At 72.0% G+C, this 11,042-nt stretch carries 10 protein-coding genes; 4 read left to right on the top strand and 6 right to left on the bottom strand.

The genetic code is table 11. From position 1 onward, the window contains the following. Positions 1–54: 54 nt before the first annotated feature. On the bottom strand, positions 55–1,581 hold the full coding sequence (locus tag KBZ04_RS09115; protein ID WP_254991641.1) for a hypothetical protein: 1,527 nt from the start codon (positions 1,579–1,581) through the stop codon (positions 55–57). Positions 1,582–1,660: 79 nt separating this feature from the next. Beyond that, positions 1,661–3,553, bottom strand: coding sequence for an ATP-dependent zinc metalloprotease FtsH (gene ftsH, locus KBZ04_RS09120; RefSeq protein WP_254991642.1), 1,893 nt, complete (start codon positions 3,551–3,553; stop codon positions 1,661–1,663). A gap of 107 nt (positions 3,554–3,660) precedes the next feature. Here ftsH and KBZ04_RS09125 point away from each other — a divergent pair, with 107 nt between their 5' ends. Genes KBZ04_RS09125 through KBZ04_RS09135 form a run of 3 tightly spaced genes read left to right on the top strand, consistent with a single transcriptional unit; the run spans position 3,661 to position 5,133 of the window. Next, complete coding sequence (locus KBZ04_RS09125) at positions 3,661–4,365, top strand: SOS response-associated peptidase (RefSeq protein ID WP_254991643.1); 705 nt, start codon at positions 3,661–3,663, stop codon at positions 4,363–4,365. Between the two features lie 26 nt (positions 4,366–4,391). Beyond that, positions 4,392–4,646: a Nif11-like leader peptide family RiPP precursor gene (locus KBZ04_RS09130; RefSeq protein WP_254991644.1), complete on the top strand. Its 255-nt coding sequence runs from the start codon at positions 4,392–4,394 to the stop codon at positions 4,644–4,646. A 4-nt stretch (positions 4,647–4,650) separates the two neighbouring features. Further along, on the top strand, positions 4,651–5,133 hold the full coding sequence (locus KBZ04_RS09135; protein WP_254991645.1) for a DUF427 domain-containing protein: 483 nt from the start codon (positions 4,651–4,653) through the stop codon (positions 5,131–5,133). Here KBZ04_RS09135 and ribD read toward each other — a convergent pair. From ribD to KBZ04_RS09155, 4 genes are all read right to left on the bottom strand, one after another. Continuing rightward, on the bottom strand, positions 5,099–6,259 hold the full coding sequence (gene ribD, locus KBZ04_RS09140) for a bifunctional diaminohydroxyphosphoribosylaminopyrimidine deaminase/5-amino-6-(5-phosphoribosylamino)uracil reductase RibD (protein WP_254991646.1): 1,161 nt from the start codon (positions 6,257–6,259) through the stop codon (positions 5,099–5,101). The genes KBZ04_RS09135 and ribD overlap by 35 nt on opposite strands. Then, positions 6,226–6,735 (bottom strand): DUF3122 domain-containing protein, encoded by a 510-nt coding sequence (locus KBZ04_RS09145; RefSeq protein WP_254991647.1) that lies wholly within the window; start codon positions 6,733–6,735, stop codon positions 6,226–6,228. The genes ribD and KBZ04_RS09145 overlap by 34 nt, the downstream gene beginning before the upstream one ends. After that, positions 6,732–9,239, bottom strand: coding sequence for a GH116 family glycosyl hydrolase (locus KBZ04_RS09150; protein ID WP_254991648.1), 2,508 nt, complete (start codon positions 9,237–9,239; stop codon positions 6,732–6,734). The genes KBZ04_RS09145 and KBZ04_RS09150 overlap by 4 nt, the downstream gene beginning before the upstream one ends. Positions 9,240–9,317: 78 nt before the next feature. After that, the gene (locus KBZ04_RS09155) at positions 9,318–9,581 is read right to left on the bottom strand and encodes a hypothetical protein (RefSeq protein WP_254991649.1); all 264 of its coding nucleotides are present in this window, start codon (positions 9,579–9,581) and stop codon (positions 9,318–9,320) included. A gap of 36 nt (positions 9,582–9,617) precedes the next feature. On the opposite strand from KBZ04_RS09155, the gene cbiE reads away from it, so the two are divergent. Then, positions 9,618–10,913, top strand: a complete 1,296-nt coding sequence (cbiE, locus tag KBZ04_RS09160; RefSeq protein WP_254991650.1) for a precorrin-6y C5,15-methyltransferase (decarboxylating) subunit CbiE — start codon at positions 9,618–9,620, stop codon at positions 10,911–10,913. Positions 10,914–11,042: the final 129 nt, after the last annotated feature.

Below are 11,042 nucleotides of genomic sequence, written 5' to 3' on the forward strand. Positions count from 1 at the left end.
GACACCATGGCCCACGTCCCAAACAACCCTTATGCGAGATCGACCCCCCTTCCGTCAAGAGCAGGGGCGCAGGCCGTGGCGAGCGGGCTGCACCGGGATGGTGCGGGGCAGCAGGATGAAAGACCTGGCCTGCCAGGCTCCCGGCGCTTCCCAGCAGGCCAGCTGCGGGTTGGCGCCGCTCAGTTCTTTCATCCCTTGCCGGGTGCCGTGGAACGCCAGCAGCGGCTGCTGCAGGGGCCCGGGGGCCGCTGGGTCCCGTTCCTCCAGATCCCGCAGCTGGCCCGGCCGGAAGTAGGTGCCCATCAGGGCATCGCTGCGCCAGCCCGTGCTCCAGCAGCCGCCCTCGCAGACGGCGGTGCTGTTGACGAAGGCCGCCATGGCCCGATAGTTCTCCAGTGGTGTCTGTTTCTCTGCCAGCAACCGCTGGCCGATCCGCAGCTGCAGCAGCAGCACGGTGGCCAGCAGCACGGCAAGGGCACGGTGGCGGAAGGGTCCGAGGCGGGCGCTGAGCTCCCAGCCCGTTCCGACCAGATAGGCCACCGCCGGCAGCACCACGATGGTGTAGCGGGCCTGGCTCAACGGCTTGATCGGATCGATCACCAGCAGCAGCGCCAGGAACAGGCCGATCACCAGCAGCAGGTAGCGGGCCTCCCCCAGGGCCGGGGGCAGGTGGTGGGTCGGCTCCACGAGGAAGCGGCGCAGGTTCCGCCAGGAGCCGAAGGCGCAGCAGACCGCCACCACCAGAGCGATCAGGCCCAGCTGGGCCAGCTGTCCCTGGCGGAGGTCCAGCAGGGGAAGCAGGCCGCGGCTGAACTGCTCCAGGGTGCCGGTGATCGGTGTCACCTCGATCCAGTCGATCCGTTCGAACTTGGCGCCGATCGAACTGGCCAGCCCATGGGCGAGGGGCGGCACCAGCAGCAGCAGCCCCAGGACGGCCGTGTCCCGCCGTCGCCGCAGCACCCGTCCATCGGCGGCGCTCACCGCCAGCACCACCAGGACGAACAGCAGCGAGAAGTAGTGGGTCAGGGACAGCAGCACGCTGGCGAGACGGAACCCCCAGCGCAGGGCGGCCCCGTGGCGTTCCGGTCGCTGGCGCAGCAGCAGGGCCGTGCCCAGCATCAGCGTCGACAGGGTCAGCGAGAGGGCATAGCTGCGCGTCTCCTGGGCATAGAAGAGAAAGGAGGGGCTGGTGCCCAGGAAGGCCACCGTAAACAGGCGCCGGCCGGCCCCTCGCCCTGAACTGCACAGCGCCGCCGCCACCAGGCCCAGGGCGGCGATCAGAAAGCTGAGGCTGCGGGTGGCGCTCTCCCCGGTGCCAAAGACCCCGATCCAGAGCTTCAGCAGGAGCTGATACAGGGGGGGATGGACGTCGGGGATCAGCCAGTCATGGATCAGCACGCTCCAGTCGGCCTGACTGGCGGCCACCGACCAGAGCTCATCGGACCAGTAGGAATAGGCCGTTGTCAGACCCTGGCCCGCCATCGTGAGGCAGAACAGGATCAGCAGCCCTGTCAGGGCCGCGTGAAACAGGTGGCGAGCCCGGTGCGATTCGGCGGGGGGCAACGGAGCGGTGTCGCCCATCACCGGAGCCTGCCGAAGGACTGAATGGTGAATCTACGGTCAGTCCCCGTACCAGGGGGCGGCCGGACGGGAGCCTCCCTCAGCCCACGGCCGCCTCCAGCACCGGGGTTTCGGGCAGCTGGCTGGAAGCCAGCAGATGCTTGAGCTCATCTCCCTCGATCACCTCCTTTTCGAGAATCTTGTGGGAGATGGTCTCCAGCAGTTCGCGGTTGTGGTGCAGGATCGCCAGGGCCCGGTCGTGGGCCCGGTCCACCAGCCCACGCACCTCCTTGTCGATCTCCAGGGCAGTGGCGTCACTCACGGCCCGGCGGGGGTTGGAGTTACCCCCCAGGAAGCGGCTGCCGCCCTGCTTGTCGTAGGCGAGGGGGCCGAGGGTCTCACTCATCCCGTAGGTGCCGATCATCTGCTCGGCGATGTCGGTGGCGCGCTGCAGGTCGTTGGCGGCGCCGGTGGTGACCTCACCGAAGACCACCTCCTCGGCGGAGCGGCCACCCAGCAGGGTGGCGATCTGGCCTTCGAGATCCTCCTTGGAGTTCAGGAAGCGCTCTTCGGTGGGCAGCTGCAGGGTGTAGCCGAGGGCCGCCATGCCGCGGGGCACGATCGAGATCTTCGCCACCTTGCTGCCGCCGGGCATCAGGTGCCCCACGATCGCGTGGCCCACCTCGTGGTACGCCACCACCTTCTTTTCGTCGGGCTGCAAGACGCGGCTCTTCTTCTCGAGGCCCGCCACCACCCGTTCGATGGCCTCGTTGAGGTCGGCCTGCTCCACGGTGGTGCGGTAGGCCCGTGCCGCCAGCAGGGCCGCTTCGTTGACCAGGTTGGCCAGGTCGGCGCCGGCGAAGCCGCTGGTGGCCTGGGCGATCTTGTCGAGATCGACGCCCTCTGCCAGCTTCACCTTCTTGCCGTAGATGTCGAGGATCATCTTGCGGCCGGAGAGGTCGGGACGGTCCACCAGCACCTGGCGGTCGAAGCGACCCGGACGCAGCAGGGCGGCGTCGAGGGTTTCGGGCTGGTTGGTGGCCGCCAGCACGATCACCGGCTTGTCCTGGGCCGTGAAGCCGTCCATTTCGGTGAGCAGCTGGTTGAGGGTCTGCTCCCGCTCGTCGTTGCCGCCCACGACCCCCATCGAGCCCGAGCGGCTCTTGCCGATGGCATCGAGTTCGTCGATGAAGATGATGCAGGGTGCCTTCTTCTTGGCCTCCTCGAACAGGTCGCGCACCCGGGCGGCGCCAGCCCCCACGAAGAGCTCCACGAATTCGGAGCCCGAGATGATGAAGAACGGCACGCTGGCTTCCCCGGCCACGGCCTTGGAGAGCAGGGTCTTGCCGGTGCCGGGGGGGCCCACCAGCAGCACGCCTTTGGGAATGCGGGCGCCGATGTCCATGTAGCGCTGGGGCGTCTTGAGGAAGTCGACGATCTCGGTGAGCTCGGTCTTGGCTTCATCCACGCCGGCCACGTCGGCGAAGGTGACCCGGGATTCCTCATCGGGCACGTACACCTTCGCCTTCGACTTGGTGAAGCTCAGAGCCCCCTGGGCGCCGCCGCCCATGCCGCTGCGGCGGGCGAAGAACTGCAACACCAGGATGAAGATCAGGGGCGGCACCACCCAGCTCAGGGCCGTAGTGATGAAGCTGGGGCGCTTCGGTGGCGCGGCGGCGAACTCGACCCCGTGCTGCTCCAGGCGCTGGGGCAGCTCCATGTCGAAGATCGGCGTGGTGGAGAGCACCGTGGGGGCCCCCTCCTCGGGAGCCTTGGTGAGCTCGTAGCGGATCTGGTCCTGGGTGATGTAAGCCCGTTTGACGTTGTCGTCGTTCACCTGGTCGATGAACAGGGAGTAGGGCACCCGGGGCACCTGGGTGGCGGGATTGGGGAGGAAGTTGCTGAACAGCAGCAGCACGCCGAAACCGATCAGGAGCAGGTTGACGAGTCCGAACCGCCGGGTGGGGCGGTTGTCGTCCTGACGGATGGCCATGCTGCGCAAAACGGCGTATGGGCCCAAGCTAGGTCTGGTGGCCACCCGCCGTTCCGCCACCCGGTCGGGAGAACCGAACGCCCGACCCCCCGGCTCCCCCGTTGCCCATGTGCGGCCGTTACTCCCTGGCCACCCGGCTCGATCGTCTGCTGCCCCGGCTGAAGGGGCCGCTGCCGCCGGGGCTGGAGGCCCACTACGCCCCCAGGCCCCAGGTGCGGCCGGGCGAGCCGGTGCTGCTGCAGCGCCAGGAGCATGGACGCCTGGAGGTGGCCCTGGCCCTCTGGGGGCTGGTGCCGGACTGGTGCCCCGACCCGATGGGTCGCCGCCGGCCCATCAACGCCCGCAGCGAGACGGTGGGGGAGAAACCCTTCTTCCGGGGCGCCTGGCGCCACCGCCGGGCCCTGATCCCCGCCGACGGTTTCTACGAATGGCAGACGAAGACGGTGGAGGGCCGGCCCTTCAAGCAGCCCTGGCTGTTCCGTCGCCGGGATCAGCGCCCCTTCTGGCTCGGCGGGCTCTGGGAGCGCTGGCTGGGGCCGGACGGGGGGGAGCTCGAGACCTGCGTCGTGCTCACCACCGCCCCCAACGACCTACTGGCCAGGGTGCACGACCGCATGCCGGTGGTCATCCCCGATGGGCTGGAGGAGGCCTGGCTGGCGGCCGTGGACGGCCCGGACCTGCGGGCCCTGGAACCCCTGATGGCCCCCTGGGATCCGGCGGCCTGGGAGGCGGTGAAGCTGGAGGCGAGTCCGCCGGGCGCTGTCCAGCTCGATCTGCTGGCCACCGCCGCGGACGACCCGACGGCCCGCTAGAGAGGACAGGCCCTGATGCCGGTCCCATGAGCCTCGACCAGCTGGATGCCTTTCTGGCCCATGCCCGGGCCGATGCCACCCTCGATCGCCGCCTCCACGACCCCGCCGACCCCCCGGACCTGGCGGCTTTCCTGGCCCTGGCCCGCGGCGCCGGTTTCGCCGTCGAGGAGGCCGATGTGATCGCCGCCCAGCAGCGGGCCGAGGCCAGCCTGAGTGACGAGGAGCTGCAGGCCCGCGCCGGCGCCGAGGCGCGCCGTCTGCGCCACTTCATTCCCGGCTGATCCCATGGCCGAGCGCGTCGCCAACTATCCCCGTCCCCCGGCGCTGCTGCCCTGCAGCCAGCACGTCCGGGTGCAGGCCCTGGGGCGGGTGCTGTGCGACACCCGCCGCAGCCTGAGGGTGCTCGAAACCTTCCATCCCCCCGTCTTCTACCTCTGCCCGGAGGATGTGGACCTGAGCCTGCTGGAGCCCGTCTCCGGGGGGAGTTTCTGCGAGTGGAAGGGCGTGGCCAGTTACTTCGATCTCGTGGCCTCCAATGCGGCGGGTCAGGAGCGGCGCCTGCCGCGGGCCCTCTGGTGCTATCGCTCGCCCACACCGGCCTTCGCGCCCCTGGCCGGCTGGCTGGCCTGTTACCCGGGGCTGATGGACGGCTGCTGGGTGGATGGAGAGCAGGTGATCCCCCAGCCCGGCGGCTTCTACGGCGGCTGGATCACCAGCGCCGTGGAGGGGCCCTTCAAGGGCGACCCCCTGCACCCGGAACTGCGCTGAGCGCGGCCCCGTCCAGGGGGCCTTGCCAGAGGAGGTCCTGGCCCAGCCAGCGGATGTCCAGCCCCTGCAGGGCCCAGGGACCATCCAGGCTTTCCAGGCCCAGATCCCCCAGGGGCGTGCGGGCCGGATGGCCGCCGAGCAGCTTCGGTGCGATCACCGCGGCCAGCTGCTGCACGCAGTCCTGGCGCACGGCCGCCGCCGCCAGCTCGGGGCCGCATTCCCACAGCACCCGGTTACAGCCCCGCTGGGCCAGGGCGAGCGCCAGGGCCTCCGGCTCGCAGACCTCCAGGGCCAGGCGCTCCACCCCCAGCTGGTCCAAGCGGTCGCATCGCTCCAGCGGCGCCTCTGGGCCATGTGCCACGAGCGTCGCCGCCGCGGCCGGGTCCCACAGGCGGGCGGTCTGGGGCAGATCCAGGCGGCGGCTCAGCACCACCCGCAAGGGTTCGGGATCGCGCTGGCCCCGGCTGGTGAGCAGGGGGTTGTCGGCCCGCACCGTGCCGCCACCCACGATCACCGCATCGCAGCGGGCCCGCAGGCGGTGCACCCAGTCCCGGGCCTGCGGCCCGCTGATCCACTGGCTGACGCCGTTGGGCAGGGCCGTGCGGCCATCCAGGCTCATGGCCCATTTGAGGACCCCCAGGGGGCGGCCCGTGGCGACCCGATGCAGAAAGGCGTGGTTGAGCTGGCGGGCCTCGGCTTCCATCACCCCTTCGATCACCTCCAGGCCCGCCGCCCGCAGCCGGGCGATGCCGCCGCCGGCCACCAGGGGGTTGGGGTCGGCCATGGCCAGGACCACCCGGGCGATGCCGGCGGCGAGCACCGCCTCGCTGCAGGGGGGAGTGCGCCCGTGGTGGCAGCAGGGCTCCAGCGTCACGACCAGGGTGCCGCCCCGGGCCCGCTCGCCCGCCTGGGCCAGGGCCCCCACCTCCGCGTGGGGCCCTCCGGCACGGGCATGGAACCCTTCCCCCACCAGCGTCCCGTCGGCATCGAGCACCACGGCGCCCACCCGGGGATTGGGACTGGTGCAGCCCTCCGCGAGGGCGGCCAGCTGCAGGGCCCGGGCCATCCAGGGCTGCCAGGAGGGTGCCCCGCTCACGCCGCCGGCGCGTCCGGCAGGCTGCGCCATTCCGCCACCACGTAGGGCGGTACCGCCAGCTCGCTGAACACCCGCGGCAGCCGCAGCCGCAGGGGACGGTTCTGCTCCAGATCGGCCAGCAGCGGCGCCAGATCGAACTCGGCCGCGGCGGACCGGGTGTCCCCGGAGAGGGCGGCACTGGCCAGGGTCACGTCCTCCAGGTCCCAGCGCAGGCGGCCGCTGCGCACCTCCAGGGCGGTGGGATGGTCGAGGCGCACCTTGCCGGGGTAGCCGACGATCCGCAGCCGCAGGGGGCCGCCGGGTGGCCCCTCCCGGTAGGCCACCACCTGCCAGCTCTGATCGTCGAGGTCGCGCAGACTCTCCAGGCTGCGCACCACCGGCGTGCCGTTGCCATCCGGGTGGGCATGCAGCTGGGCCAGGGCCGGTGCCGGGGCGATGGCCAGGATCAGGGCCAGCAGGGGCGCCAGCAGCAGAGCCCCGATCCGTCCGCAGATCCGCTGGCTCATGGCTGGCGATCGGCGCCGGGGATCGGCTGCCAGCCGGTGTGGGTGGCCCAGAGGGCCCAGATCGCCATGGCCCGCAGGTAGTGGCAGGCGCGGAAGGTGCCGGCGGCGGTGATCGCCTCCGGGGTGCGGAACTGCAGGCCCCCCTCGTACACCTGGCGCACGACGGCGCCGGTGATGGCGAAGGCGGTGCCGCTCTGGCCCATCAGCCGGTAGTAGGCGGCCAGGCCGAAGTTGATGCCGGTCCAGACCTCCAGCGGATGGGTGCCCTCGGGATCGAGGGGGGTGCCGTCGCGGCGAAGACCGTTGGCCACCCCGAGGCGGCCGCCTTCGAAGGACTCGAAGCAGGCCTGCCGGATGGCGTTCAGGGAGGAGAGGGCGCGGTCGTCGGCCACCACCGGCGGCAGCCCCAGCAGCCGGGCGTAGAAGTCACCGCAGAGCTGGTCGGCCATCACCACCGGGGTGCCGCTGCCGGCATCGATGGCGTAGTACTCGCCGTTCCAGAGCAGGGCATCGAAATGGCTGCGGGACTGCTCCAGCCAGCCGCCGAAGCGCCGCTGCTCCTCGGCGGTGTCCAGCCCCAGCTCCAGCTGCAGCTGCTGGCCGATGGCCAGGGCCGCCTCCAGGGCGGCGATCCAGAGGGCGCCGCAGTAGGCGCTCACCCCCTGCAGGGGCCAGTCGTCGAAGGTCTGGTCCGGGGCACCACCGTTGTCGGGCAGGCCGTCGTCGTTCACGTCGAACTGCTTGAGATAGTCGAGGGCGACCACCGCCGCGGGCCAGCAGTCCGCCAGGAAGCGGATGTCCGGGCCACCGGGGGCCAGCCGGTAGGTGCGCCAGACCTGCAGCACGAAATCGCTGGCCAGGTCCTTCCAGAGGTTGCAGTCCTGGTAGGCGGTGTAGTTGGTGGCGTCGAAGGGGCGCTCGTTGGGGGCGCCGAGGTCGTGGGGGGTGGCCCCCGCCACCTTGCGGGCCGCCTCCACTCGGCCCCGCCCCTGGGTGAAGTACCAGCCGATCGGTCGCGGCGTCGGATCGGCGGCGGGGATGGCGCGGGCGAAGCTGCGCAGCACCGCCTTGTCGAGCTCGGGCCAGAGCTGCAGCAGGGCGAAGGAGCCGTACAGCCGCACGTCGAGGCTTTCGTACCAGGCGTAGTCGAGGCACTCCAGCACCCCGAAGCGGCCCACCGGATCGCCGGGGCTGGCGGCCGTCCAGAGACTGCCGCCACTGGCCAGGTCGTAGAGCTCGTTGAGCAGGGCCATCCGCAGCGGCTCCGCCAGGTCGTGGCGTTGCACCACCGGCGCCTGCCAGGCCTCGATCGCCGCGTGCCAGTCGCGCCATTCCGCCAGGGCTTCGCCGGCGATGGCGGCGGCGTTGTCACCTTCGGCGGAGAAGAAGTCGGTGTAGCGCCGCAGGGCCCGGGTGCCGGTGGCGAAGGCGGTCACCGGCAGGTCCCAGCTGATCACCACCGGGATCTCGAGCGAGGCGCCCGGCTCCAGCCGGAAGCGCACCGCCAGGGCGGCGCTGAGGGCCTCTTCGCCGGTGCTGCGACGGTCGTTGTCGCTGTCGGGGATCGAGCCGTCACGGCTGAAGGGTTCCCAGAGCTCCGCCCCGTCGCCGCTGGGATCCCAGCGGCTGCATCGGAACACCTCCAGCCCCGGGTGGTTCAGTGCCGCCCCGTCGGGCACCGCCAGACACCACTGCCCTTCCCCCTCAGCCAGGGGCTGGGAGCGCTCCCCCTCCAGCAGCAGGCCCTTGAGGCCGGGGGCATCGACCCAGCGGTTGCGCTGCCCCTTGCCGCGGCCGATCGCCGGCACGTAGTTGTGCTCCGGGCTGCCGTCGTCCCGGAAGTGAACCTCCGCCGCCGGGTCGGTGTTGGTGAACCAGCCCACGGTGTTGCGCCAGCTCAGCAGCAGCGACAGTTCCAGCGGCTGGCTGGTGGGGTTGCTCAGCGTCCAGGCGAAGACGGCGACGGGGTAGCTGGTGCGCCGGTAGTCGCCGGGCAGGATCGGGCTGAAGGCCTCGCAGCGCACATCGGCGCTGAACACCGTGGCGTAGTGGTGGGAGCTGACCGGATAGCGCACCGCCACGGTGCCGCTCGGCTGCTGCGGCATGGCGGCGGGATACCAACTCCAGGCGGAGAGGGGCTGGCCGGAGCCGGGGCGGGAATCGTCGGCCTGGGGCGCTGTGGCCAGGGCATGGGCCCGTTTCTCCCGGCCGTCGTGTTCGAAGAGGGCGAACTGGCAATCGGGCAGCACGCCGAACCAGTGCTCCCCGCCATCGAGGTGCCAGAGGTTGAAGGCGCCGTCGAGGCCCCGCCCCAGGCAGCCGGCGCCGAAACCCCCCAGGGGCATGCCGTGGTTGGGGCCGTCGTCGAGGTTGCTGGCGTAGCGCACCGTGTAGGGCTGACTCCAGCCCTGGCCGAAGGACCGCGACCAGCTGGCCTCGGGGGGCTGCCAGGGACTCCTGCCGCGCCGCAGGTTGTGGAGAGCGGAGAGGCCGAAGGGCGCCATGGGGCAAGACGAGGTGGGCCCAGCTTGTCAGAGCTGACCCCTGGGCGAAGGCCCCGGCCCGGGGCGTTCACCCAGGGGTCAGCCCGGTGTGGACCCCCCTCCCAGCTGATAGCTGCCCAGTTCCTGCTCGATCAGGGCATCGAGGGTCACGGCGCTGCGCACCAGGGACTGGTAGCGCTGCACCACGCGACGGTTGCGCTCCAGCCAGCTGCCCGGGTCGCCGCCACTCCCCAGGGGGCTGCAGCCTGCACCGGCCCGGTCGTCCTCGAGCAGTTCGAGGTCGCTCTGGTGGGCCAGCAGGGCCAGCACCAGGGTGTGGATCCTCTGGCGTCGATCGCTCATGGGCAGGGGGTGGGGCCAGCACGCGTGGGGAGCATCATGGCCAGCAGTGGCACGGGGGCACGGCTGGAGGGTTCGCTGCTGGAGGTGCTGGGCACCGATGCCGCCGGCCTGGCGGGCCTCTCCCGCCACTGGCAGGAGCAGATCCTGCGGGCCGATCTGGTGGCGGCACCGCGGCGGCTGCTGGCGGATCTCGAGGCCTGGCGCGGCGCCTCCCCGGCTCCGGAGCTGCTGGCCAGCGACCGGCCCACCGACCTGCTGCCGCGGCTTGAGCGTGCCCTCGCCGCCGGCCAGCGGGTGGTGCTGCTCGCCAGTGGCGATCCCCTCTGGTTCGGCATCGGTCGGCTGCTGCTGCAGCACCTTCCCGCCGAGCGCCTCCGCTTCCACCCGGCCCCCACCTCCCTGCAGCTGGCCTTCGCCCGCCTGGGCCGCCCCTGGCAGGACGCCTCCTGGATCAGCCTGCACGGGCGCGACCCCGAGCCCCTGGCGGCGCGGCTGCAGCAGCGGCCCGCCGCCCTGGCGGTGCTGACCGATCCGGCCCGCGGAGGCGTCGCCGAAGTGCGCGGCATCCTGCGGGCTTCGGGGCTGGAGGCCGCCTATCAGGTCTGGCTGGCGGAGCGCCTCGGCCATCCGGCGGAGCGTCTGCAGCGGCTGGCGCCCGCGGATCCCCTGCCAGCCGATCTCGATCCCCTGCACCTGGTGCTGCTGATCGCCGCCGAGCCCGCCGCGGCCGCGCCGGAGACCCTGCCCCTGTTCGGCCTGGCCGACGGCCTCTGGCTGCAGCACCCCGATCAGCCGGGACTGATGACCAAACGGGAGGTGCGCATCCAGTTGCTGGCCGATCTGGAGCTGCCCGAGACGGGCGTGCTGTGGGACATCGGCGCCGGGGTGGGATCGGTGGGGCTGGAGGCGCTGCGCCTGCGCCCCACCCTGGAGCTTTGGGCCGTGGAGCGCCGGGCCGGGGCCGCCGCCCTGATCGGCGCCAATGCGGACCGGCTGGGGGTGCGGCCCGCGGCGGTGGTGGAGGGGGAGGCCCCGGCGGCCCTGGCCCAGCTGCCCGATCCCGACCGGGTGCTGGTCGGTGGCGGGGGCCGGGACCGCCGCGCGGTGCTGCAGGCGGTGCTGGGCCGGCTGCGGCCCGGCGGGGTGGTGCTCCTGCCCCTGGCCACGGTCGAAGCCCTGGCCCAGCTCAGGCCCCAGCTGGAGCAGGCCGGCTTGGGGGTGGCCGTCACCCAGATCCAGGCCTGGCGTGGCGCCCCCCTGGCGGAGGGCACCCGCCTGGCTCCCCTCAATCCCGTGCTGGTGCTGAAGGGGATCCGCCCGGCAGCGGGGTGATCCGCACCGGGGTGCCCACGATGATGCCGAGCACGGCGGCCTGCCCGGCCGCCAGTTCCAGCACCCCGTCCACCGGTGTGTCGGGGCCGTAGCTGCGGCAGGGCAGGTTCATGCAGGGGGGCCCGTCCG

The organism is Cyanobium sp. N5-Cardenillas (assembly GCF_024345515.1).
Classification (GTDB): Bacteria; Cyanobacteriota; Cyanobacteriia; order PCC-6307; family Cyanobiaceae; genus Cyanobium.